This is a genomic window from Flavimobilis sp. BM9, from assembly GCF_058313055.1.
Map to the genome: position 1 here is coordinate 343296 of NZ_JBZEMO010000005.1, position 24264 is coordinate 367559.

15 protein-coding genes are annotated in these 24264 nt (G+C 72.3%); 9 read left to right on the plus strand and 6 right to left on the minus strand.

Annotated elements, in window-relative coordinates; all coding sequences use genetic code 11:
- Positions 1–26 precede the first annotated feature (26 nt).
- The 3 genes from AC4F3Q_RS11140 to AC4F3Q_RS11150 are packed head-to-tail and all read left to right on the plus strand — an operon-like array spanning position 27 to position 3652.
- Positions 27–1655 carry a hypothetical protein gene (locus AC4F3Q_RS11140; RefSeq protein ID WP_491040017.1) on the plus strand — a complete coding sequence of 543 codons (1629 nt, stop codon included), beginning with the start codon at positions 27–29 and terminating at the stop codon, positions 1653–1655.
- Positions 1652–2656: a DUF8094 domain-containing protein gene (locus AC4F3Q_RS11145; protein WP_491040018.1), complete on the plus strand. Its 1005-nt coding sequence runs from the start codon at positions 1652–1654 to the stop codon at positions 2654–2656. The genes AC4F3Q_RS11140 and AC4F3Q_RS11145 overlap by 4 nt, the downstream gene beginning before the upstream one ends.
- Before the next feature lie 48 nt (positions 2657–2704).
- Positions 2705–3652, plus strand: a complete 948-nt coding sequence (locus tag AC4F3Q_RS11150) for a tetratricopeptide repeat protein (RefSeq protein WP_491040019.1) — start codon at positions 2705–2707, stop codon at positions 3650–3652.
- Positions 3653–3747: 95 nt separating this feature from the next.
- Here the strand turns inward: AC4F3Q_RS11150 and glgB are convergent, their stop codons facing one another.
- From glgB to glgX, 5 genes are all read right to left on the minus strand, one after another.
- Positions 3748–5928 carry a 1,4-alpha-glucan branching protein GlgB gene (glgB, locus tag AC4F3Q_RS11155; protein ID WP_491040020.1) on the minus strand — a complete coding sequence of 727 codons (2181 nt, stop codon included), beginning with the start codon at positions 5926–5928 and terminating at the stop codon, positions 3748–3750.
- A gap of 131 nt (positions 5929–6059) precedes the next feature.
- Positions 6060–7472 carry a maltokinase N-terminal cap-like domain-containing protein gene (locus AC4F3Q_RS11160; protein WP_491040021.1) on the minus strand — a complete coding sequence of 471 codons (1413 nt, stop codon included), beginning with the start codon at positions 7470–7472 and terminating at the stop codon, positions 6060–6062.
- A gap of 42 nt (positions 7473–7514) precedes the next feature.
- On the minus strand, positions 7515–9380 hold the full coding sequence (treS, locus tag AC4F3Q_RS11165) for a maltose alpha-D-glucosyltransferase (RefSeq protein ID WP_491040022.1): 1866 nt from the start codon (positions 9378–9380) through the stop codon (positions 7515–7517).
- Positions 9377–11545, minus strand: coding sequence for an alpha-1,4-glucan--maltose-1-phosphate maltosyltransferase (locus tag AC4F3Q_RS11170; protein WP_491040023.1), 2169 nt, complete (start codon positions 11543–11545; stop codon positions 9377–9379). The genes treS and AC4F3Q_RS11170 overlap by 4 nt, the downstream gene beginning before the upstream one ends.
- Positions 11546–11627: 82 nt before the next feature.
- Positions 11628–13811: a glycogen debranching protein GlgX gene (glgX, locus tag AC4F3Q_RS11175; RefSeq protein ID WP_491040024.1), complete on the minus strand. Its 2184-nt coding sequence runs from the start codon at positions 13809–13811 to the stop codon at positions 11628–11630.
- A 203-nt stretch (positions 13812–14014) separates the two neighbouring features.
- Between glgX and AC4F3Q_RS11180 the strand changes: the two genes are divergently transcribed.
- From AC4F3Q_RS11180 to AC4F3Q_RS11200, 5 genes are read left to right on the plus strand one after another with little or no spacing between them, the layout of a single operon-like run.
- Positions 14015–14824 carry an electron transfer flavoprotein subunit beta/FixA family protein gene (locus AC4F3Q_RS11180; protein ID WP_491040025.1) on the plus strand — a complete coding sequence of 270 codons (810 nt, stop codon included), beginning with the start codon at positions 14015–14017 and terminating at the stop codon, positions 14822–14824.
- 14 nt (positions 14825–14838) lie between these two features.
- The gene (locus AC4F3Q_RS11185) at positions 14839–15819 is read left to right on the plus strand and encodes an electron transfer flavoprotein subunit alpha/FixB family protein (protein WP_491040026.1); all 981 of its coding nucleotides are present in this window, start codon (positions 14839–14841) and stop codon (positions 15817–15819) included.
- A gap of 54 nt (positions 15820–15873) precedes the next feature.
- On the plus strand, positions 15874–17112 hold the full coding sequence (locus AC4F3Q_RS11190; RefSeq protein WP_491040027.1) for a cysteine desulfurase family protein: 1239 nt from the start codon (positions 15874–15876) through the stop codon (positions 17110–17112).
- Positions 17112–18251 (plus strand): tRNA 2-thiouridine(34) synthase MnmA, encoded by a 1140-nt coding sequence (mnmA, locus tag AC4F3Q_RS11195; protein ID WP_491040028.1) that lies wholly within the window; start codon positions 17112–17114, stop codon positions 18249–18251. Before AC4F3Q_RS11190 ends, mnmA begins: the two co-directional genes overlap by 1 nt.
- Positions 18252–18256: 5 nt before the next feature.
- A complete protein-coding gene (locus tag AC4F3Q_RS11200; RefSeq protein WP_491040029.1) occupies positions 18257–19354 on the plus strand; it encodes a uroporphyrinogen decarboxylase/cobalamine-independent methonine synthase family protein in 1098 nt (365 codons plus the stop codon).
- A gap of 9 nt (positions 19355–19363) precedes the next feature.
- Here AC4F3Q_RS11200 and AC4F3Q_RS11205 read toward each other — a convergent pair whose 3' ends face one another.
- Positions 19364–21454 carry a prolyl oligopeptidase family serine peptidase gene (locus AC4F3Q_RS11205; protein WP_491040030.1) on the minus strand — a complete coding sequence of 697 codons (2091 nt, stop codon included), beginning with the start codon at positions 21452–21454 and terminating at the stop codon, positions 19364–19366.
- Between the two features lie 160 nt (positions 21455–21614).
- Between AC4F3Q_RS11205 and ligA the strand changes: the two genes are divergently transcribed.
- Positions 21615–23924 carry an NAD-dependent DNA ligase LigA gene (gene ligA, locus AC4F3Q_RS11210; protein ID WP_491040037.1) on the plus strand — a complete coding sequence of 770 codons (2310 nt, stop codon included), beginning with the start codon at positions 21615–21617 and terminating at the stop codon, positions 23922–23924.
- The last annotated feature ends 340 nt before the right edge of the window (positions 23925–24264 follow it).

Here is a 24264-nt window from a genome sequence, read left to right on the forward strand (position 1 = left end):
GGCCGCCGTAGGGTAGAACGTCCGACGTGAAGGGAATGACGGTGCTGCAACGTGTGATGGCCGTGGTGCTCGCGGTCCTGGGAGCTGCCTCCCTGGGGCTGGCGGTCGCCTCGGCGACCCTCTGGCGGCCCGACGACGTCGTCACGGCGTCGCTCGCTCCGTCGGGTGCCGTGACGATGCTCGTCGCCGAGCCCGGCGTCCTCGGTCTCGTCGGTGACGAGGTGACCGTGACGGCTGCGCGCGCTGACGGCGGCCCTGTCGCGATCGTCGTCGGCCGCGACGCCGACGTCCGCGGATGGGTCGGCACCGACGCGCACGTGCAGGTGACCGGCTTGGCGTCCTGGACCGAGCTGGCGGCGACGGCGGTCGCTGGCGAGACGACGCCCGTGGCCGACCCTGGCGGCGACGAGACGGCCGAGCCTGAGGGGGACGCTGAGAAGCCGCTCGTCGGAGCCTCCGGGATCGTCGGGCCCGACCCCCTCGGCTCGGACATGTGGCTCGCCGAGTCGGGTGGCTCCGGGACTGCCACGCTCACCCTGGACCAGGAGCTCGGGCGCGAGATGCTGCTCGTCGCCGGGACCGGCGACGGCGCCGTCGCGCCGACGGTCACGCTGAGCTGGCCGCGCACCGTGGCCACCCCCGCGCTCGTGCCGGGGATCATCCTCGGCGTCGTTCTGCTCGTCGCGGCGGCGGTCGTGTTCTTCCTGCCCCGTCTGCCCGCGCTCGCGCTCAGGCTCGTCGAGGCGCGCAACGCCCGGCGCGGCGCCCCCGCGCCCGTGCAGGTCGCGCCGGACGCCCCGCACGGAGGACCGATCGTCGCCCCGACCTCACGGTTCGCCACGTCGATCACCGCTCGTGACGACGCTGCTCCGGCCGCGGTCACAGCAGGCGCGTTCCAGGCCGGCGCGCAGCCGCAGCCGCAGACCGGTGCTCCCGCTGCGGCCGCCCAGGACGCCCAGGGCGCGCCCGGCGAGCCAGGCGGACGCCCTCTGACACGACGAGAGCTGCGCGAGCGTGCCGAGCGCGAGGCCGCGGAGGCTGCGCGGGACCGTGGGCGCAAGCGGCCCCGGACCGGGATGCTCCCGCAGGTCCGCTCCCGGACGGAGTCGGCTGCTGAGACCGCCGCACCTGCTGCGCCCAGCCAGGCCGTACCAGGCACTGCGACGCCCGGCGCGGAGGTGCCGGGTCAGTCCGGTGCCCGTCCGGCGGCCGCCACCCACGGGGCACCGGGCGACGGGGCAGCACCGTCGCAGCACCTCGGAGACAACAACCCGAGCGCCCGCGCTGACGCCTGGCGCGCTGCGTGGGGTTTCCAGGCCGACGGTCCAGCTGCAGCCGCACCTGACCCGGCGACCGCACCTGGCCGAGCGACCGAACCTGCACCCCGCACCGCGCCCGCACCGACTGCGCGACCCGCGCCCGCACCGGGGTCGGGCCCTGCGTGGAGCCCGGCGACGCCGGGCGCGGCGACGACGACGCCGCGGCCCCCCACCCCGCAGCCGCACCAGCAGCTCCGGCCGGGCACCGCCCCCACGTCGCCCTTCGGGACAGGGGCACCCGCCAACCCGTACCTGGCTACCCCGGCGACCGCGACGCCGCCTACGTGGACGCCCGACGACAAGCAGGGCGCCGCCCGCACCGAGGAGGACGCATGACCCGCCGGACCGGTCGCACGGCCGCAGCGCTCGGCGTCGTCGTCGCGCTCACAGCGTTGGGCGCCTGCGCGCCGGAGATCCCGACGCCCCAGCCACCCGCTGCACCCGCAGCGCCCGGGCCCGTCCTCGACGCGGAGCAGGAGACGACGATCCTCGCCGCGATCGGGCAGACCCTCGCCCAGACGCAGGAGGCGCGCTCGGCCGAGGGTCTCGAGGCACGCCTCTCGGGCCCGGCGCGCGCGATCCGCGAGAGCGAGCTCAAGGTCGCCGACCGCCTCGACTCCGACGAGTACCTCACCGCCCTGCCGACGGAGGTCGTGTCGACGACGACGCCCGTCGACACGGGCTGGCCGCGGACGGTCGTGGCGATCTCGGAGCAGCCCGAGCTGCAGACCGAGCGTCTGCTCGTGCTGGAGCAGGAGGACGCCCGGTCGAACTACCGGCTCTGGGGGTGGGTGCGCCTCTTCCCGAAGGTCGTCCTGCCCGCGTTCGCGTCGCTCGAGGTCGGCTCCCAGGCCGTCGCCCCGGACGCGGAGGGCCTGATCGTCACGCCGCAGACGGCGGTCGACCGGTACGCGGACGTCCTCACCAAGAAGTCGAAGTCCGAGCACGCTGACGCTTTCGTCGCGGACCCCTTCCGTGAGCAGATCGCCCAGATCGCCAAGCTCCAGAACAAGGCGCTCAAGGCGGCCGACGGCAAGCAGACCATGACGTTCACGCCCGTGCCCGGCGCGGTCGAGTCTGTGAGCACGGCCGACGGCGGCGCCGTCGTCGTCGGCGAGCTCAAGACCCTCGAGGTCCGCACCGCCGAGAAGGGCGCCGTGCTGTCCCCCGGGACGGCGATCGAGAAGGCGCTCGCGAAGAAGCTCAAGGTCAAGAACGAGATGACCATCAGCTACACGACGGTCGTCGCCCTCTACGTCCCGCCTGCCGCCGCCGGCGGACAGGTCTCGGTCCTCGGGGTCGAGCACGTCGCGACCGCGGCGGGCATCCCCGACTGACCCCCTTCCGGCCCTCGCGGGCCGGACCCACGCGAACAGGAAGGTCTCATGAGTCAGCAAGCGCCAGACCCTCGGCTCGACGTCCGCGGAGCGGTCGACCTCTCGTCCTTCGGGCGCCCCGTCGCACCGCCCCCGGGCGAGCCTGGCGGCGCTCCCGCCGCAGGCGGCTTCGTCGTCGACACGACCGAGGCGACGTTCCAGCAGGTCATCGAGCAGTCGATGCAGGTCCCCGTCGTCGTGCTCCTGTGGGTCGCGACCGACGAGGCGAACGCGCGGCTCGCGACGACCCTCGGGCGTCTCGTCGACAGCTACGAGGGGGCGATGCTCCTCGCTCGCGTCGACGTCCAGGCGTACCCGCAGATCGCTCAGGCGTTCCAGGTCCAGGGGGTCCCGACCGCCGTCGCGGTCCTCGCTGGTCAGCCCGTCCCGCTCTTCCAGGGGGCTGCCGACGAGGACCAGGTGCGCGACGTCCTCGACCAGGTGCTCGCCGCAGCCGAGGCCAACGGCATCACGGGCCGGCTCACGGCAGCGCCCGGTGCTGTCTCCGCCGAGGACGCGTCCCAGCCCGCGCCGGAGCCCGAGCTGCCGCCCCTGCACCAGAAGGCCTACGACGCGATCGCTGCGAACGATCTCGAGACGGCGATAGCGGCCTACGAGCAGGCGCTCAAGGAGAACCCCAAGGACACCGACGCGGCCGCGGGCCTCGCCAACGTCCAGCTGCTCGAGCGCACGTCGCGCATGACGCTCGAGGACGTGCGCCGTGCCGCAGCCGACGCGCCCGACGACGTGCAGGCGCAGCTCGACGTCGCCGACCTCGACCTCGCCGGCGGCAAGGTCGAGGACGCGCTCGGGCGTCTCATCGAGCTCGTCGCTCGCCTCACCGGCGACGACCGCGAGCGGCTGCGCGTTCGGCTCGTCGACTACTTCACGATCCTCGGCAACGACGACCCGCGCGTGGGCCCCGCGCGCCGTGCGCTGGCGAACGCGCTCTACTGAGTGAGTTCGCTCCACTGAGCGGCGCAGCCGCAAGCACAGCCGAAGGCCGGGCCCCCACGGGGACCCGGCCTTCGCAGCGCTGGCCGTTCCTGCGGTCAGTCCTCGTGGACGAGGACGAGCGCCGCGAGCGGCGGCACGCGCAGCGTCGCGGAGAAAGGACGGCCGTGGTGACCGACCGGCTCGGCGCGGACCGCCCCGAGGTTGCCGACCCCGGAGCCGCCGTACAGCTCGGCGTCCGTGTTGAGGGCTTCTCGCCACACTCCGCCCTCGGGCAGCGGAAGACGCCAGCTCTCGTGGGTCGCGTCGGCGAAGTTGACGACGATCGCGACCTTCGAGCCGTCCGTGCCACGCCGCAGGTACGCGATGACGTTGTGGTCGGCGTCGTCGGAGTCGAGCCACTCGAAACCCGCAGGAGTGTGGTCCTGGGACCACAGCGCGGGCTGTGCGCGGTAGAGCGTGTTGAGGTCCCGCACGAGCCGGTGCACGCCCTGGTGCGGCGCGTGGTCGAGGAGGTACCAGTCGAGGCTGCGGCCCTCGCTCCACTCCGTGCCCTGCCCGATCTCGCCACCCATGAACAGGAGCTGCTTGCCGGGGTGGGACCACTGGTAGGCGAGGAGGGAGCGCAGGCCAGCGAGCTGTTGCCAGTCCCCGCCCGGCATCTTGCGGAGGAGTGACCCCTTGCCGTGCACGACCTCGTCGTGGCTCAGCGGCAGCGTGAACTGCTCGGAGAACGCGTAGACGAGCGAGAACGTGATCTCGGAGTGGTGGTAGCGGCGGTTGATCGGGTCCTGCGCGAGGTAGCGCAGGGTGTCGTTCATCCAGCCCATGTTCCACTTGAGCCCGAAGCCCAGGCCCCCCGCGTTGGTCGGCGTGGTGACGCCGGGCCACGCGGTCGACTCCTCGGCGATCATGATGACGCCAGGGCTGCGACGGTACGCGGTCGCGTTGGCCTCCTGGAGGAATGCGATCGCCTCGAGGTTCTCGCGGCCGCCGTTGCGGTTCGGCCGCCACTGGCCCGCCTCGCGCGAGTAGTCCAGGTAGAGCATCGACGCGACGGCGTCGACGCGCAGGCCGTCGACGTGGAACTCCTCGAGCCAGTACGTCGCGTTGGCGACGAGGAAGTTGCGCACCTCGGGACGGCCGAAGTTGAAGACGTACGTGCCCCAGTCGGGCTGCTCGCCGCGCAGCGGGTCCGGGTCTTCGTAGAGTGCGGTGCCGTCGAAGCGGCCGAGCGCCCACTCGTCCTTGGGGAAGTGCGCGGGGACCCAGTCGAGGATGACGCCGACGCCTGCGGCGTGCAGTGTGTCGATCAGGTAGCGCAGGTCGTCGGGGCTGCCGAAGCGTGACGTCGGCGCGTAGTACGACGTGACCTGGTAGCCCCACGACGGTCCGTAGGGGTGCTCGGCGACCGGCATGAGCTCGACGTGCGTGAAGCCGAGGTCGACGACGTACTGCGTCAGCTGCTCGGCGAGGTCGCGGTAGCTCAGGCCCTGACGCCACGAGCCGAGGTGGACCTCGTACACGCTCATCGGGGCGTTGTGCACGTCCGAGCGGGAGCGCTCTTCCATCCACGGGCCGTCCTGCCAGCCGTGGGTGCTCTCGACGACGACGGACGCCGTCGCGGGTGGCACCTCCGTGCCCTTGGCGAGCGGGTCGGCCTTCTGCCGCCAGGAGCCGTCCTGCGTGAGGATCTCGTACTTGTAACGGGTGCCGCCGCGCACGCCGGGTACGAACAGCTCCCAGACGCCGGACTCGCCGAGCGAGCGCATCGAGTGCGACGAGCCCTGCCAGTGGTTCATGTCTCCGACGAGCCGGACGGCACGGGCGTTAGGTGCCCACACGGCGAACGCCGTGCCGGTGACCTCGCCGAGCGTGCTCGGGTACGTGTGGACGTTCGCGCCGAGGACGCGCCACAGCTCTTCGTGGCGGCCCTCGCGGATCAGGTGCCGGTCCATCTCGCCGACGGTCGGCCAGAACCGGTACGGGTCGTCGGTGTCGGTCGTCTCGTCGCCGTAGCGCACGCGCAGCCGGTACTCGGGGATCGTGTCGCCGGGGACGACGACGACCCAGATGCCGTCCTGCTCGTGCTCGGCGGGGTGCTCGCCGTCGGCCGTGAGGACCACGACCTCGTCGGCGAGCGGGCGGAGCACGCGGACCGTGACGCCGCCGTCGTGCGGGTGCGGGCCGAGGATGCCGTGCGGGTCGTGGTGTCGCCCGCCAGCGACGGCAGCGAGCAGGCTCGGGTCGACCGGGATCGGGAGAGGCGCGGCTGTCATCTTCCTACCATTCCACGTCTCGGTCGCTCGCGCTGCGCACGCGGGTCCGGCGCGCCGAGCATCGTGGCTGATCATGGCTCCGCGCGACGGCCGAGACCGGTCGCGGCAGAGGTCAGGACGCCGTGCCGCGGCTAGACGTCGTCGCCCGGGTCCGTCGCCGCGGCCGCGGCGAGCAGCCGGTCGACACCTGCGATCGGGATCGCGACCCAGTCAGGGCGGTTGTTCGCCTCGTACACGACCTCGTAGAGCGCCTTGTCGAGCTCGAGGGCGTCCCGCAGGGCGGCCTCGAGGCCAGGGACGGACGGCGCGACCGTCGTGCCCTCGGTCTGGCCGGCTGAGTAGCCTGCGAGGAAAGCAACGCGGCACGCGACGACCCACGTCGGGTCGGGGCACTCGCCGACAGCGGCCGCATAGTCGAACGACCGGAGCATCCCCGCGACGTCGCGCACGGGGAGGTCAGGCCGACGCCGTTCCGCGAGGGGACGCATCGGCTCACCCTCGAAGTCGATGACGCGCCACCCCGTGGGGGAGTAGAGCACCTGGCCGAGGTGCAGGTCACCGTGGATCTGCTGGAGGCTCAGCAGCAGATCGGCAGGGACCTCGGCCCCGAGCCTGCCCAGGAGGGCCTCGATCGCAGGCAGCCGCGTCGAGAGGACGGGCGCCTGCGCGGCGGAGCCGCGCGCCCGGTGGCGCAGCTCTGAGCGCAACCACTCGATGCCGACCGTCTGGCCGGACGTCGGCAGGGCTCGCGCGAGGGCGTCGTGCATCTCGGCGACCGTGCGGCCCAGCTCGAACGCCTCGGACTCGAAGCTGCGGGCCTCGGCCGCGTACGCGCACGCCAGCTCGAAGCCGTCCGCGGCGTCGCCCACCAGCTCGGAGAGCACGCCCAGGTCGAGCAGGCCGGTGCGCTCCTCGGGCCACGACAGCTCGAGCCACGCGAGCGGGGCGGGCACACCCGTCCAACCAGCCTGGACGAGCGCTCGCGGCACGTCGACGTCAGGGTTCGCTCCGCGCACGACGGCGCGGAACACCTTGAGGATCGCTCCGCCGCCCGCCCGGGGGAACAGGATCGACGTGTTCGACTGCTCCCCGGTGACGAGCCGCGCCTGCGCGAGGTCCACGTCAGCCGGCCCCGCGTCCTGTTCGCCCCACTGGGCGAGAGCGAGCCAGGACCGCCAGAACTCGTCCTCCCCGACCGCGTCGACGAGCCACTCGCCGTCGACCTCCCCGATCACCCCGGGGGGCAGCGGCGCGCCCACCTCGACGGGCGGCAGCAGGGCTGGCCTGCGCACGACGGGGACCTGGACGATCGTGCGTGCCTCCGGCTCGCCGTCGCCCACGAGGAACAGGTGGATCACTGACGCGGAACCGTCGGTGAAGCGCACGCTGATCCACGGGTCGATCCTCGGTGACCCGCTCTTCACGGGGAACCAGCGGCGCGTGGGCATCCAGGCGCGCAGCGTCGCGAGCTCTGCCTCCGTCGGGACGGGGGCAGGCTCGAACGGGCCGAGCTGCTCGGTCAGGTCCGTGGTGGGTCGGGACATCGACGGCACTCCTGGGCTGGTGGCGAGGGGGGCGCGGACGGGCTACGCGGGGTGCGCGTCGGCCGTGGTCGGTGCGGGCTCAGAGGCGGGCTCCGAGGCCGGGGAGAGCACCGACCAGAAGAAGTCGCGGGACCCGAGGGTGAACGTGACCTCGCCGTCGTCTGCGACGGCGCCCAGGACGGCACCACCGAACACGTCGACGGACTGCGTACCTTCGTAGCCCGGGATCTTCAGCTGCGCCCGGCGCGCGGTCGCGGCGAGGTTGGCGACGCACAGGAGCGTCTCCTCCTCCGTGACGCGCAGGAACGCGAGGACGGCATCGTTGTCGCACTGCACAGGCACGAAGTCGCCTGTGCCGAACGCACGGTGGCGACGGCGCACCGAGAGCATGCCGTGCACCCAGTGCAGGAGCGACGACGGCTGGGCGAGCTGCGACTCGACGTTCGTGCCTTCGTACGAGTGCACGAGGGACTGCACGAGCGGGAGGTAGAGCTTGCCAGGGTCCGCCGTCGAGAAGCCCGCGTTGCGGTCAGGGGTCCACTGCATCGGCGTGCGGACCGCGTCGCGGTCCGGCAGCCAGATGTTGTCGCCCATCCCGATCTCGTCGCCGTAGTAGAGGCACGGGCTGCCGGGGAGCGACAGCAGGAGAGCGTGCGCGAGCTCGATCTCCTTGCGCGAGTTGTCGAGCAGCGGTGCGAGACGACGGCGGATACCGACGTTCGCGCGCATGCGCGGGTCGGAGGCGTACCAGCCGTACATGCTCGCGCGCTCCTCGGTGGAGACCATCTCGAGCGTGAGCTCGTCGTGGTTGCGCAGGAACGTCGACCACTGTGCGCCGCGGGGGATCTGCGGGGTGTCCGCGAGGATGTCGAGGATCGACGTCGAGCGCTGGTCACGCAGGGCGTAGTAGATCCGCGGCATGACGGGGAAGTGGAAGCACATGTGGCACTCGGGCTTCTCCTCCGTGCCGAAGTAGTCCACGACGTCGTTCGGCCACTGGTTCGCCTCGGCGAGGAGGATGCGGCCCGGGAACTCGCGGTCGACCATCGCGCGCACCTTCTGCAGGAACTCGTGCGTGCGCGGGAGGTTCTCGCAGTTGGTGCCCTCTTCCTCGAAGAGGTACGGGACGGCGTCGAGCCGGAACCCGTCGATGCCGACGCGGCACCAGAACCGCGTGACGTCGAGCATCGCCTCGACGACGTGCGGGTTCTCGAAGTTGAGGTCGGGCTGGTGGGAGAAGAACCGGTGCCAGAAGAACTGTCGGCGGACCGGGTCGAACGTCCAGTTGGACGTCTCGGTGTCGACGAAGATGATGCGCGCGTCCTCGTACTTCGAGTCGTCGTCGCTCCACACGTAGAAGTCCCCGTACGGGCCGTCGGGGTCGGAGCGTGACGCCTGGAACCAGGGGTGCTGGTCGCTCGTGTGGTTCATGACGAGGTCGATGACCACGCGGATGCCGCGCGCGTGCGCTGCCTCGATGAGCTCGGAGAACTCCTCCATCGTGCCGTACTGCCCCGCGATCGCGGTGTAGTCGGAGATGTCGTAGCCGCCGTCGCGTAGGGGCGACGGGTAGAAGGGCGGCAGCCAGAGGCAGTCGATGCCGAGCCACTGGATGTAGTCGAGCCGGTCGATGAGTCCGCGGATGTCACCCGTGCCGGCTCCGGTCGAGTCGGAGAAGGCGCGCACGATCACCTCGTAGAACACCGCGGTGCGGTACCACTCCGGGTCGTCCGACAGCGCCTTCGGGAAGGCGGGCACCTTCGGCTGGCGCTGGGCCGGGAGCGACGCGAGCGGGACCGGCGCGGTCACGGGCGCGGGCTCGTGCGAGGTCCGGCTGCCGGGCGCGGCCGCCGGACCGGCGGGCACGGGCGCGGGGCGGGGAGAGCCGGGCGACGAGGGAACGGTCATGGGTGTCCTACCTGGATGATGTGAGCGACGTTCTCGAACGGGTTGAGGCGCACGTACGCCTCGCTGCCCCACGCGTAGGTCGCGCCGGTCAGCAGGTCGTGGGCGTTGAAGGCGGGGGCGTCGTCGGCTCCGGCCGGCAGCCCGAGCGCGGCGAGGTCGAGGTAGACCGTCGCCTCCTGGGTGTTCCACGGGTCGAGGTTGAGCACGGTGATGACCGTGTCCGGCTGCCCGTCGGGTGTGAACCGGCCGTCGAGGTGCGACGAGAACGCGACGACCTGGTCGTTCGACGTCGGGTGCACGGTGAGGTTGCGCAGCTGGCGCAGCGCCGGGTGGGCGGCGCGGATGCGGTTGAGCTGCGTGAGCAGGCGCGTGATTCCCTGGGCCTCGGGAGCGGACCAGTCGCGCGGCTTGTACTCGTACTTCTCGTTGTCGATCTGCTCGTCGACGCCGGGGCGCGGGACGCGCTCGGCGTGCTCGTACCCGGAGTAGATGCCCCACGTGGGGCACGAGGTCGCGGCGAGCACCGCGCGGACCGCGAAGCCGGCGACGCCACCGTGCTGGAGGTACGGCGGGAGGATGTCGTGCGTCGTCGGCCAGAACGACGGCCGCATCCACGATCCTTGCTCGTCGGACACCTCGCGCAGGTACTCCTCGATCTCGGTGCGCGTGTTGCGCCACGTGAAGTACGAATAGGACTGGTGGTACCCGATCCGGGCGAGGGCGTCCATCATCGCGGGACGCGTGAACGCCTCGGCGAGGAAGATGACGTGCGGGTGCGTGGCCCGGATCGACGTGAGGAGCCGCTCCCAGAAGTCGAGGGGCTTCGTGTGCGGGTTGTCGACGCGGAACGCGGTCACGCCGTGGTCGATCCAGAGTCGCACGACGCGCTCGATCTCGGCGTAGATCCCCTCGGGGTCGTTGTCGAAGTTGAGCGGGTAGATGTCCTGATACTTCTTCGGCGGGTTCTCGGCGTAGGCGATCGAGCCGTCGGCGCGCGTCGTGAACCACTCCGGGTGCTCGGTCACCCACGGGTGGTCGGGCGAGCACTGCAGCGCGAGGTCGAGCGCGACCTCGAGGCCCACCTCCCGCGCGGACGCGACGAACGCGTCGAAGTCGTCGAACGTGCCCAGGTCGGGGTGGATCGCGTCGTGGCCACCGTCGGGCGAGCCGATCGCATAGGGCGACCCGGGGTCGCCGGGGAGCGCCTCGAGCGAGTTGTTTCGGCCCTTGCGGAACGTCGTGCCGATGGGGTGGACCGGGGTGAGGTAGACGACGTCGAAGCCCATCGCGGCGATCGCGGGGAGCCTGCGTGCGGCCGTCTGGAAGGTGCCGGACTGCCACGACTGCGTCGCGGCGTCGTACCGCGCGCCCTCCGAGCGGGGGAACATCTCGTACCAGGAGCTCGCGAGCGTGAGCTCGCGGCTCACGAGCAGCGGGTAGGTCGCGGACGGCGTCACGAGGTCGCGCAGCGGGTGCTCGTCCACGACGACGCGCCGCACCTCGGGCGACAGCGCGGCGGCGAGGCGCTGCGGCGGCGCGAGGCGCGGGTCCTGGAGCGTGGCGAGCAGCCGTTCGAGCACGCCGGCCGCCGAGCGGGTGAGCCCGCCTTGCGCCGCGATGCGGCGGAACAGGCGCACGCCCTCCTCGAACATGAGGTCGACGTCGATGCCGGCGTTGATCTTCACCTCGGCGTCGTGCGCCCAGGTCCCGTACGGGTCGGACCAGCCCTCGACGCGGAAGGTCCACTCGCCCTCGGCGTCGGGCGCGACGCGGCCCTCGAAGCGGTCGAGGCCCGGCGCGATGTCCTCCATGCGTGCGGTCGAGTGCACGGTCCCGTCCGGGCGCAGCAGCACGGCGGTCGCGGCGACGGCGTCGTGCCCCTCGCGGAACACTGTCGCGCGGATCGGGACGGCCTCACCGACAGCGGCCTTCGCGGGCCAGCGCCCCTGCTCGAGCGTCGGGCTGACGTCGAGCACGGGGATCCGACCGATCGGCGTCGGCAGGATCGGCACGGGCACGTCCTGCGGGATGGCGGGCACGACGGCGGAGACTGCGCCGTTCGTGCCGCTGACCTCGGCAGGGATCGTCACAGCGGCCTGCGCGGTGACCTCCTGACGGGGGGAGGTGGCGCGGACCGGGGCGGCGGGGCGACGTTTCTTGCTCACGACACGAACCTACCGAGAACTCGTACGGAACCGCACCAGCACGCGCGGGGGGCGCCCTCGCTCGCAGGCGCGTCCGCGCCGGTCATGGGGCCTTCGAGACGTACATCCGGATGCTCAGCGGCTCGAGCTCGGGGTCGTCCTCGTCGTCGAGGCTCAGACGCTCGACGGGGTTCTCCCACGTGCTGTCCCAGACGAGCTCCCAGACCTCGTCCGACGGCAGCGTGAGCGGGACGGGCTCGAGCGAGCCGTTGAGCGCGAGGAGCACGGCCCGGTCGTCGGTGTCAGCAGTACGCCGGATCATCTGCAGGGAGCGCAGGCACGAGTCGTTCCACCGGTCGGCGGTGAGCGCCTCGCCGTCGGGGCCGAGCCAGGCGAGGTCGAGCTTGTCGTCGCCGCGCCGCGCGAGGGGCCGCCCGAGGAAGAAGTGCTCGGCCTGGAGCGCGCGCAGGGAGGCGCGCAGCGCGAGGAGGTAGCGCGTCGTCTCGAGGAGGTCGCGCGCAGGTGCGTCGAGCTCCCACGACACGTGCGCGATGTCGGTGTCCTGGCAGTAGGCGTTGTTGTTGCCGTGCTGCGTGCGCCCCATCTCGTCGCCCGCGGTGATCATGGGTGTCCCCGCGCTCAGCAGGAGCGTCGCCATGAGGTTGCGGTGGGACCGGCGGCGCAGCGCGGCGATCTCGGAGCCGACATGGTCGAGGCGGCCCTCGATCCCGTGGTTCCACGACCGGTTGTCGTCGGACCCGTCGCGGTTGTCCTCGCCGTTCGCCTCGTTGTGCTTGTGGTCGTACGCGGTGAGGTCGGCCATCGTGAAGCCGTCGTGCGCGGTCACGAAGTTGATCGAGGCGCCGGGCCCGCGCACGAGAGGCGGGTCGCTGTGCCCGAAGACGTCGGCGGAGCCGGACAGGCGGGTCGCGAGCTCGCGCACCCCGTGCGTGGGGTGCCCGTGCGAGGCTGCGCGAGCGTCGGTGAGCCAGAAGGAGCGCACCGCGTTGCGGAAGCGGTCGTTCCACTCGGCGAACGGCGCTTTGAAGCTGCCGGTCTGCCAGCCGCCGGGGCCGACGTCCCACGGCTCCGCGATGAGCTTGAGGCCGCTCAGGACAGGGTCGGTCTGGACGGCGACGAGGAACGGGTGGAAGTTCGTGAACCCGTCGTGGCCGCGGCCGAGCGTGACGGCAAGGTCGAAGCGGAAGCCGTCGACGCCGACCTCGTTCGCCCAGTACCGCAGCGAGTCGAGCGCCATCTGCACGACGCGCGTGCGGCGGAAGTCGAGCGTGTTGCCGCACCCGGTGACGTCCGCGAACCGAGCGGGGGAGCCGCCGTCGTGCAGGTAGTAGACGGTCGGGTCGAGTCCGCGCCACGACAGCTGCTGTCCGTCGGTGCCACCCTCGCACGTGTGGTTGAGGACGACGTCGAGCACGACCTCGATGCCGGCCTCGTGGAGCAGGGCGACCATCCCCTTGAGCTCGTCGAGGACGGCGCCGGGCCCCGCCGCACGGGAGGAGGCCATCGCGTACCGCGGCTCGGGCGCGAAGAAGCCGAGCGTGTTGTAGCCCCAGTAGTTGGTCAGGCCGTTGCGCACGAGGTGCGGCTCGGACGCGGACGCGTGGATCGGCAGGAGCTCGAGGGTCGTGACGCCGAGGCTCTTGAGGTGCTCGATCGCGACGGGGTGGGCGAGGCCCGCGTAGGTGCCGCGCAGCTCGTCGGGCAGGCCGGGCAGGTGGAGGGTCAGGCCGCGCACGTGGGCTTCGTAGACGACCGTCGCGCTCCACGGGACCAGCGGGCGGCCCGAGGCCGGGGGAGTGAACCACGAGTCGACGACGACGCTGTGGGGCACGTGGCCGAGCGAGTCGAGCTGGCTCATCGCGGGAGCGCCGTCGTCGTGGCGCACGTCCCACGCGTGCCCGTAGGTCTCGGGGCCGTACGCGAGGTCGCCCTCGAGGCCGCGCGCATACGGGTCGAGCAGCAGCTTGTGGGGGTTGTAGCGCAGGCCGACGGCGGGGTCCCACGCGCCGTGCGCACGGAACCCGTAGTGCTGGCCAGCGCGGACGCCGGGCACGAACGCGGACCACACGCCCAGGCGGGGACCGAACAGGGGGATGCGTTGCTCGCGCCAGCCGCTCGGGGCGGAGTCGTCGCGGTCGAGGAGGCACAGCTCGACGAGCGTCGCGTGCGCCGCAGCGACCGCGACGGTCACGCCGCCGTCCACGACGCGGACGCCGAGGGGCGCGCGGGTCGTGTCGAGGGCGGTGGCGTCGAGCAGGCAGGTCATGGTTCTAGTCCATTCGTCCTTGCGGGCCCGATGTTGAGCGGCTCGCGGGCGAGGCGGTGGATCGTCCCATTGTGAGGCAGGAGCGCCCGCGGTCGGGAATCCGTCACCCGGGATGACCCGACGGGGTGGCGGAGTGCGCGGTAGCCTGCTCTCGTCGTGGGCCGGACCGGCCGGGCAGAGCCTGAGATCAGTCGAGGAGCACCGTGGGTCTGAGAATCGTCGTGCTGGCCAAGCACGTGCCGAACATCCACTCGAACAGGACGTTCGTCGACGGGCGGGTCGCGCGTGGCGCGGCCGACGGCTCGCTCAACGAGCTCGACGAGCATCCCCTCGAGGAGGCGGTGCGGCTGCTCGAGCGGATGTCCGACGACGAGCGTGCGGGCAGCGAGATCGTCGCGCTGACGATGGGGCCGGCGGAGGCGTCGGACGCGCTGCGCCGGGCGTACCAGCTCGGTGCGGACGTCGGGGTGCACGTGCTCGACGACGCGCTCGCGGGCTCCGACTACCTCGGTACGGCGGCCGTGCTCGCCGCGGCGGTGCGCCGCGTCGCGCAGGACGGTCCGGTCGACCTCGTGCTCGCTGGTATGGCGGCGCTCGACGGTCTCGGTTCGGTGGTCCCGGCGCTCGTCGCCGCAGAGCTGGGCTGGCCTCAGCTGACGAACGCCGGTGCGCTCGAGGTCGCGGGCGGCGCTGCCCGTGCCGAGCGTGACGTCGACGGTGTGACCGAGGTGCTCGAGGCGGAACTGCCGGTGGTCGTGAGCGTCAACGACCACATCAACCGGCCACGCTTCCCGAACTTCAAGCTCATCATGGCGGCCCGCACGAAGGCGATCACGACCTGGTCCCTCGCAGACCTCGACGTCGACGCGTCGAAGGTCGGGGAGGCGGGAGCGCGGACCCAGGTGCTGTCCGCCGCGCCGCGCCCGGAGCGCCCGCCCGTCGAGCTCCACGTCGACAGCGGGCAGGGCGGCATCGCGCTCGCTGACTTCCTCGCCCGCCGCGGCCTCGTCTGAGAGGGATGCCCGACATGACCAGCACCTCCACCGCCCTCGTCCTCGTCGACTCGCTCGCAGCACCGCTGCGCGACGCCGACCTCGAGCTCGTGACGATCGCTCGCGAGCTGGGTGACGTCGCCGTCGTCTCGTTCGACGCCCCTTCCGCTGCGGTCCTCGAGCAGCTCGGCGCGCACGGCGTCGCGCGCGTCGTCGAGCTCGCCGTCGACGGCGAGCCGCACCTCACGGGTGTCGCGGCGCACGCGCTCACCCGCGTCACCGACGGCGCGCGGGTCCTGCTCGCGCGTGCGACGTTCGCGCACAAGGAGGTGCTCGCGCGGCTCGCGCTCCTGACCGGCGCGGGCCTGATCATCGACGCGGCGCAGGTCCGCGAGGGCGAGAGCGCGAGCATCGTCGGGGCGAAGCGTGTGTTCGCGGGGACGTGGGACCTCGTGTGCGAGGTCCGCACGCCGCTCGCCCTGCTCACGGTGCGCCCCAACGCGGTGCACCCGTCGGTGGCGCTGGCAGCCACGACGCCGTCCGTCGAGAAGATCGCCGTCCCGGCCGAGGAGGCCTCGGCCGCTGCGGCTGGCGTGCGCCTCGTCTCGCGCACGGTCCACGAGGTCGACGCGGAGGCGGGTCCCGCGCTCGCGGAGGCGGCGTCCGTCGTCGCGGGCGGCCGCGGCACCGGCGGCGACTTCGGCCCGGTGCGTGACCTCGCGGACGCTCTTGGCGCGGCGGTCGGCTCGACGCGCGACTGCGTCGACGAGGGCTGGATCGAGCACGACACCCAGATCGGCCAGACGGGGGTGACGATCTCCCCGCGCCTGTACGTCGGCGCAGGCATCTCGGGTGCGCCGCACCACCGCGGGGGCATGCAGGCCTCCGAGGTGATCGTGGCGGTCAACTCGGACCCCGAGTGCCCGATCTTCGAGATCTGCGACTTCGCTGTCGTCGGCGATCTCGCGACCGTCCTTCCGCAGGCTGCGGCGGCGATCCGCGAGCGTCGCGGCTGACCGGGGTGCTGCCCGCGCGCGGGCACGCGCCGCGCCGTTCGTAGACTGGACCTCGTGACCACCCCTCGCCCCGTCTATCTCGACCATGCCGCTACGACGCCGATGTCCCGGGCGGCGATCGAGGCGTATGCCGAGCAGATGGCGGCCGTGGGCAACCCGTCGTCCCTGCACGCTGCGGGGCGCGCGGCCCGTCGGGTCGTCGAGGAGGCGCGGGAGTCGATCGCTGCCGCGATCGGTGCGCGCCCGTCCGAGGTGATCTTCACCGCCGGGGGCACCGAGGCTGACAACCTCGCGATCAAGGGCCTGTTCTGGGCTCGCCGCACGGGCCATCCGGAGCGTCGTCGCGTCGTCGTCTCCGGCGTCGAGCACCATGCCGTCCTCGACCCGGCGTTCTGGTTCGCCGAGCACGCAGGTGCGGAGATCGTCCTGCTGCCGGTCGACAGGGAGGGGCTCGTCGACGTCGACGCGCTGCGCGCCGAGCTCGACGAGAACGGCGACCAGGTCGCGCTCGTGTCGGTGATGTGGGCCAACAACGAGGTCGGTACGGTCCAGCCGGTGCGGCGCATCGTGCAGGTCGCGCACGCCGCAGGCGTTCCCGTGCATGCTGACGCCGTCCAGGCGGTCGCGCATCTTCCGGTCGACTTCGCTGCTTCGGGCCTCGACGCGATGACCGTCTCGGCGCACAAGCTGGGCGGTCCCGTGTCGGTCGGCGCTCTCGTCGCAGGGCGCGGCCTCGCGCTCACTCCGGTCCTGCACGGCGGCGGCCAGGAGCGCAGCGTGCGCTCCGGGACGCTCGACGCGCCCGGGGTGCGTGCGTTCGCGGTCGCGCTCGACGAGGCGGTCGAGGCACGCGGCGAGGAGGCGGCTCGTGTTGCCGCGTTGCGCGACGCGCTCGTCGCGGGTGTGCGGGAGCGTGTCCCGTCGGCGGTCCTGCGCGGGCCCGCGGTCGACGCGGCGCTCGACGGGGGGCCTGCGCGCCTGCCTGCGAACGCCCACTTCACGTTCCCGGGCTGCGAGGGAGACTCGCTGCTCTACCTGCTCGACTCGGCCGGGGTGCAGTGCTCGACGGGCTCGGCGTGCCAGGCCGGGGTGCCGCAGCCCTCGCACGTGCTCGTCGCGATGGGCGTCGACGAGGTCGACGCTCGCGGTGCGCTGCGCTTCTCGCTCGGCCGCACGTCGACGGAGGGTGACGTCGAGCGCCTCCTCGACGTGCTTCCGCAGATCGTCGTGAGGGCCTCACGGGCGGGCCTCGCCTCTGCTCGGCTCGGCGCGACCCGGGGGGTGGCAGGCTGATGCGGGTCCTGGCGGCGATGTCCGGCGGCGTCGACTCGGCCGTGGCTGCGGCGCTCGCGGTCGAGGCGGGTCACGAGGTGGTCGGCGTGCACATGGCGCTGTCGCGCGACCGCGCGCAGTTCCGCACGGGATCGCGGGGGTGCTGCTCGATCGAGGACGCTGGGGACGCGCGCCGCGCGGCGGACGTGCTCGGCATCCCGTACTACGTGTGGGATCTCTCGGAGACGTTCGAGGAGACGGTCGTCGCCGACTTCCTCTCGGAGTACGAGGCGGGCCGCACGCCCAACCCGTGCGTGCGCTGCAACGAGCACATCAAGTTCGAGGCGCTCCTCGACAAGGCGACCGCGCTCGGGTTCGACGCGGTCGCGACAGGGCACTATGCGCGCGTGGTCGAGCGCACAGGAGCCGACGGCGTGGTCGTGCGGGAGCTGCACCGGTCGCCGAACGTGGACAAGGACCAGAGCTATGTCCTCGCGGTCATGGGCCCTGATCGCCTCGCTCGGTCGATCTTCCCGCTCGGTGACTTCGCGTCGAAGGCGGAGGTCCGGGCGGAGGCGGCTCGTCGTGGCTTGAGCGTCTCGGCCAAGCCGGACTCGTACGACATCTGCTTCGTCGCGGACGGTGACACACAGGGGTTCTTGCGGGACCGGCTCGGGGCCCGGCCAGGTGACGTGGTCGACACCGAGGGGAACGTGGTCGGGCAGCACGACGGCTCGTACGCGTACACGGTCGGGCAGCGCCGCGGTCTCGCTCTGGGGCGCCCTGCTGCGGACGGCAAGCCGCGCTACGTGCTCGAGGTGCGGCCGTCGACGAACACGGTGGTGGTCGGGGCGGCCGAGCTGCTCACGGTCGACCGGCTCGCCGGCGAGCGCCTCGTGTGGCTCGCCGAGGACGTGCAGGCTGACGCGCCGGACGCGTGGCTCGACGCGGAGGTTCAGGTACGCGCGCACGGCGCGCCTGTCCCGGCCCGCGTACGCACGGCGGCCGACGGCGTTCTCGAGGTCGAGCTGACGGGCGACCGGCTGCGCGGGGTGGCGGCCGGGCAGTCGCTCGTCGTCTATCGCGGCACGCGCGTGCTCGGTCAGGCGACGGTGTCGGGGGCCTGGCGTGCGAGCGCGGGCGCGGCGACGTCGCGATGACGGACGTGACCACCGAGACCTCGGGCGACGTCGCTGCCGCGCTGCCGCCTCGGGCTCCGGGTACAGGCGTGTCGGGGCCTGGCCGGTGGCCCGGCGTCGACCCCCTCGAGTCGCAGCTGACCGTCGTGGGTGACCTGAGCGACGTGCCCGACGGCGTGCGCGGCATACCGTTCCTGCCCGAGCTCGCGGCCCGCGGCCCTGGCGCAGACCCGGTCGGTCGCACAGGCGCGCTGCTCGACCAGCTCCCGGTCGAGCTGGGGCCGCACGGCTGGCGGCTCGCTGACCACGGCGGGGTCGACCTCGAGCGCGCGCAGGCGTTCTGGCGCGAGGACCTCGACGCGCTGGCGATCTCTGCGGCGTCGTTCGACGGCGAGCTGAGCGTGCAGGTGCTGGGGCCGTGGACGCTCTCGGCTGCTCTGTACCTGGCGCGCGGCGACCGTGTGCTGACGGACTCTGGTGCGGTCCGCGAGCTGGGCGAGTCGCTGGCGGCGGGGGTCGCTGGGCACGTCGTGGACGTGCGGCGTCAGGCGCCGCGGGCCCGGTTGACGGTGCAGCTCGACGAGTCGCTGCTGGCGCAGGTCGCCGCGGGCGTGCTGCCCACGTTCTCGGGGTACTCGCGCATCCGTGCGGTCGAGCGGGCCGTCCTGATGGAGGGGCTGCGGCCGGTCCTGGGGGCGGTGCGGGCGGCGGGCGCGCGCTCGGTCGTGCACGTGGGCGGCGGCTGGGTAGGTATCGCGCCGGCGGTGCTCGCGGGCGCCGACGCGATCGGCCTGGACCTCGGGCCGTGGGACGAGCGCACGTGGGACCAGGTGGCGCGCGCGGTCGAGCGGGGCGTCGACCTGTGGGCGGGTCTTCCGCCTGCGCCGGTCTCGCAGTGCGCGGGAGCGGACGTCGGTGCGGTCGCGCGGCTGGTGAGCGAGCCGTGGCATCGGATCGGCCTGACGGACCGGTCGCTCGACCAGGTCGTCGTGACGGCAGCGCGAGGCGCGCTCCCGCTCGTCCCCAGCCCTCGCGGGGCTGGCGGTGACGTCCGGAGCGAGCGGGACGCGCTCCGGACGCTCACGCGTGCGTCCCTCATCCTCGCGGAGCGCGCGGCAGGCTGAGCCGCGCGGTCAGCCGAGCTGCTGCCAGAGGAACTCGTAGGCGAGTGCGGACATGTGCGCGGCCTGCGCGTTGTCGGCTGCGCCGCCGTGCCCACCCTCGATGTTCTCGACGTACGTGACGTCTGCGCCGACAGACTCGAGGAGCGCGGTCATCTTCCGGGCGTGGCCGGGGTGGACACGGTCGTCACGCGTCGAGGTGGTCAGCAGCACGGGCGGGTAGGTCGTACCGTGCCGGACGAGGTGGTACGGCGAGAAGGTCCGGATGTACTCCCACTGCTCGGGGTCGTCGGGGTCCCCGTACTCGGCTGCCCATGATGCTCCGGCGAGGAGCTTCGTGTAGCGGCGCATGTCGAGCAGCGGAACCTGGATCACGACCGCCCCGAAGAGGTCGGGGTACATCGTCAGCATCGCGCCGGTGAGCAGGCCTCCGTTGGATCCCCCCTTGCAGCCCAGCCGCTCGGGTGTGGTGACGCCTGTGGCGACGAGGTCGCGGGCGACCGCGGCGAAGTCCTCGAACGCCCGGTGCCGGTTCTCCCGGAGGGCAGCCTGGTGCCAGGCGGGGCCGTACTCGCCGCCGCCGCGGATGTTGGCGAGGACGTAGGTGCCACCGCGCTCGAGCCAGGACCTGCCCAGAACGCCTGAGTAGTCGGCGGTGAGCGAGACCTCGAAGCCGCCGTACCCGTACAGGAGCGTCGGGGCCGGTGCCGCGGCCTGGGTGTCCGTGCTCCGCACGACGAAGTACGGGACCTGCGTGCCGTCGTCCGAGGTCGCGAAGCGTTGCTCGTAGGTGAGCCCGCTCGGGTCGAAGGCGGCCGGGGCCGCCTTGACAGCCTCGGGAGGCTTGCGTCCCGCGGCGTCGACGACGTGCAGCGTGGCAGGTGTCAGGAAGTCGGTCGCGACGACCCACAGGTCGTCGGACTCGTCGCGGTCGACCGCTGCGACCGAGAGCGTCGCGGTCGAGGGGGCCCCCGGGAGCGGGGTGCGCTGCCACTCGGCCGAGTCCTGCGCGGGCGGCTCGAGGACCTCGATGCGGTTGCGGACGTCGTCGAGGATCGTCAGGACGAGGCGCGCACGAGTCCACGTGACGTCGTCGAGGCTCGCATGCTCGGTGGGTTCGAAGAGTGTCGTCGGGGCTGCGTCACCGGCGATCAGGTTGTCGAGGCGGACCGCCAGGAGCGCTCCTGCGGGATAGGTCGAGCCAGCGGTCTCCCAGGCGTCGCGCAGGCGTACGACGACCCACTCGCGGTGGACGTCGACGTCGGCCGAGTGCGGCACCGGTACGAGAGTCGTCGTGCCGTCGTTCTCAAGGACGTAGGTCTCGGACTCGTAGAAGGTCATGGCGCGGCTCACGAGGTCGCGCTCGAAGCCCGGTGTCCGGTCGTGGTGCGCGCTGATGTACAGGTCGTCAGCAGCGCCTTCGTAGACGAGCTCTGCCTCGGTGATCGGCGTGCCGCGACGCCAGCGGCGCACCGTGCGGGGGTATCCGGATGGCGTCGTCGTCCCAGGGCCGAGGTCCGTGTAGACGAACGTCGTGTCCCGGTCGATCCAGCCGATCCCGCCCTTCGCCTCGGGCCGGACGAAGCCGCCCTCGGACTCGGGGACGAACGCGAGCGACGTGAGGTCGAGCTCGCGCGTGACGTCGGCGTCGGAGCCGCCGTGCGAGAGGGTGACGAGCGCGCGGTCGCAGCCCGGTCGGAGCACGCTCGCGCCGTGCCAGACCCAGTCCTCGCCCTCGGCGGCGTTGAGCGCGTCGAGGTCGAGCAGGACCTCCCACTCGGGTGACGGCGTGCGGTAGGACGTCGGTGTCGTGCGCCGCCACACGCCACGTGGGTGCACGGCGTCTCGCCAGAAGTTGTAGAGGAGGCCGCCGGCCAGCGAGACGTACGGGATCTTCGCGTCGTCGTCGAGCACCTCGAGCGCGGCGCGCTCGATCTCCCGTTGGCGCGGGGTCGCGAGGCGGTGGAGGGCCGCGCGGTTGCGCTCGCGGACCCAGTCGAGCGCACGGTCGCCCTCGACGTCCTCGAGCCACAGGAAGGGGTCGTTGCGCGCCGGTTCGACGACGACGTCCGGGACAGCTGGCTTCGGCTGGGTGCTCGACATGGGCTCACCCTAGGCGGCCCCGCCGACGTCCGGACCACGTCCCGAGCGCCGGTGAGCCGGTGTCGGAGGTGCTTGGCATGATGGTGCGGTGAGCAAGACGAAGCGTGACGACCTGCAGGGACAGGCGCCGGCGGAGCCTGCGCGTGACGGCGGCGACGTGATGCCGGTGGCCGACGACGCGGCACGTCAGAGATGGGCTGAGCTCGCCGAGCAGATCGAGGAGCACCAGGTCGCCTACTACCTGCGCAGCGCTCCCACGATCTCGGACGGCGAGTACGACGAGCTCTTGCGCGACCTCGCCCGACTCGAGGAGACGTACCCCGAGCTGCGTACCCCGCAGTCGCCGACGCAGCGTGTCGGCGGAACGTTCTCGACGGACTTCGCGTCTGTCGACCACGTGGAGCGCATGCTCTCGCTCGACAACGCCTTCTCGCTCGAGGACCTCGGCGCGTGGGCGGACCGCGTCCGCAAGGACGTGGGGGAGGCGCAGGTCCACTACCTGACCGAGGTGAAGATCGACGGTCTCGCGATCGCGCTCGTCTACGAGCGGGGTCGTCTCGTGCGCGGAGTCACGCGCGGGGACGGGCGCACGGGGGAGGACGTCACGCTCAACGTCCGCACGATCGCGGGCATCCCGGCGACGCTCGGTGGCGACCCGGCGACGCACCCCGAGCTGATCGAGGTGCGCGGCGAGGTGTTCATGCTCGTCGAGCAGTTCGCGGCGCTCAACGAGGCGCAGGTTGCCGCGGGCAAGCCGCCGTTCGCGAACCCGCGCAACGCTGCTGCTGGCTCACTGCGGCAGAAGGACCCGCGGATCACGGCGTCGCGCCCGCTCGCGATGTACGCGCACGGGATCGGTGCGCTCGACTGGGGAGACGCGGCGCCGCCCGTGGCAGGGGTCGAGCCTGGTGCGGAGGGCTCGGACGCAGGGATCGTGCGCCAGTCGCAGGTGTACGACCTGCTGCGCGGCTGGGACGTCCCGGTCTCCCCGCACAATCGCGTCGTCGGAGACCTCGAGGGCGTGCGCGAGATGATCGCCTACTTCGCCGAGCACCGACACGAGATCGAGCACGAGCTCGACGGGATCGTCGTCAAGGTCGACGAGGTCGCGTTGCAGCGGCGCTTGGGCGCGACGAGCCGAGCCCCGCGCTGGGCGATCGCCTACAAGTACCCGCCTGAGGAGGTCAACACACGCCTCTTGGACATCGTCGTGGGGGTGGGCCGCACCGGGCGCGCGACGCCGTACGCGGTCATGGAGCCCGTGCGCGTCGCGGGATCGGTCGTGCGTCAGGCGACGCTGCACAACCAGGACGTCGTGAAGGTCAAGGGCGTGCGGATCGGTGACATGGTCGTGCTCCGCAAGGCAGGCGACGTCATCCCTGAGATCGTCGGGCCGGTGACGGCTGCGGAGAGCGACGGATACCCCCGTCGTGACTTCGTCATGCCGACCGGGTGCCCCGAGTGCGGTACGCCACTGCGTCCCATGAAGGAGGGGGACGTCGACCTCCGCTGCCCGAACGCCGAGTCGTGCCCCGCGCAGGTGCGGGGCCGGGTCGAGCACATCGGGTCGCGCTCGGGTCTCGACATCGAGGTGCTCGGCGAGGTCACCGCGGCAGCGCTGACTCAGCCGCTCGTCCCCGAGGTGCCGCCGCTGCGGACGGAAGCCGGGTTGTTCGACCTCCGGGTCGAGGACCTCGTGCCGATCCGCGTCGTCGTCAAGGACTCTGAGACGGGCCTGCCCAAGCTGGACGACGAAGGGCGCGCGAAGGAGCGCACCCCGTTCGCGCGCCGGGCTACGCGCAAGGAGCAGGAGGCCTGGGCCGAGGCTCAGGGCATGTCGCTCCCCGAGGCTGAGGCTGCGGGGCTCGAACCGCCGTCTGTCGTACCGGGGAAGGCAGCGGAGAAGCTCGTCGGCGAGCTCGTCAAGGCGCGGACGAAGGATCTGTGGCGAATCTTCGTGTCGCTCAATATCCGTCATGTAGGGCCCGTCGCGGCCCGCGCGCTCGCTGACCACTTCGGTTCGCTCGATGCAGTGCGCGCTGCGTCGCAGGAAGAGCTGAGCGCGGTCGAGGGAGTCGGGCCGGTGATCGCAGCCGAGCTGATCGAGTGGTTCACGGTCGGCTGGCACATCGAGATCGTCGAGCGCTGGCGCAAGGCCGGAGTCGTGCTGGAGACGCCGGGGCACCCTGGGCCAGGCGCCGTGCGCGAGCCCGCGTCGGGTGTCCTCTCCGGCCTGAGCGTCGTGGTGACGGGCGGCCTCGAGGGCTTCACGCGCGACGGTGCGAAGGAGGCGATCATCGCGGCCGGCGGCAAGTCGGCCGGATCGGTCTCGAAGAAGACGGACTATGTGGTCGTCGGGGAGAACGCTGGCTCCAAGGAGACCAAGGCGCGGGAGCTTGGCCTGACGATCCTCGACGAGGACCAGTTCGTCCGCCTGCTCGAGGGCGGCCCCGAGGCCCTCGAGGCGTGATGGGACGAATCCTCGAGGAGCCATGGGCGCCTGAAGCGCGGGATCCTGCCGATTTGGTGTTGCGCGCCGAGGGTGTGTAATGTTCTTCGAGCCAGCCCGGCAGGGCGACGGACTCGCAAGAGGCCGTCCCGCCAGGCGGGCCACCCCAACGAGAGACCTGAGAGATCAGGTTCCTAGGGTGCGCCCCAGGGGCAGCAGGCACGAGCCGGAAGGCGAGTTGATCTGCAGAGCTTCCTGAGGTAAGTTTGAACGGTTGCCTCCGCGCCGGCCTGGAAGGGCGGGTGGGGATGCGCGTCTGTTCCTTGAGAACTCAACAGTGTGCTTGATAGTCAATGCCAAA

Coding starts and splice junctions, on each gene's coding strand:
- AC4F3Q_RS11205 (WP_491040030.1), bottom strand. CDS start 21,454: ATGTCGAGCACCCAGCCGAAGCCAGCTGTCCCGGACGTCGTCGTCGAA.
- AC4F3Q_RS11145 (WP_491040018.1), top strand. CDS start 1,652: ATGACCCGCCGGACCGGTCGCACGGCCGCAGCGCTCGGCGTCGTCGTC.
- ligA (WP_491040037.1), top strand. CDS start 21,615: ATGCCGGTGGCCGACGACGCGGCACGTCAGAGATGGGCTGAGCTCGCC.
- glgB (WP_491040020.1), bottom strand. CDS start 5,928: ATGACAGCCGCGCCTCTCCCGATCCCGGTCGACCCGAGCCTGCTCGCT.
- glgX (WP_491040024.1), bottom strand. CDS start 13,811: ATGACCTGCCTGCTCGACGCCACCGCCCTCGACACGACCCGCGCGCCC.
- AC4F3Q_RS11150 (WP_491040019.1), top strand. CDS start 2,705: ATGAGTCAGCAAGCGCCAGACCCTCGGCTCGACGTCCGCGGAGCGGTC.
- AC4F3Q_RS11160 (WP_491040021.1), bottom strand. CDS start 7,472: ATGTCCCGACCCACCACGGACCTGACCGAGCAGCTCGGCCCGTTCGAG.
- AC4F3Q_RS11185 (WP_491040026.1), top strand. CDS start 14,839: ATGACCAGCACCTCCACCGCCCTCGTCCTCGTCGACTCGCTCGCAGCA.
- mnmA (WP_491040028.1), top strand. CDS start 17,112: ATGCGGGTCCTGGCGGCGATGTCCGGCGGCGTCGACTCGGCCGTGGCT.
- treS (WP_491040022.1), bottom strand. CDS start 9,380: ATGACCGTTCCCTCGTCGCCCGGCTCTCCCCGCCCCGCGCCCGTGCCC.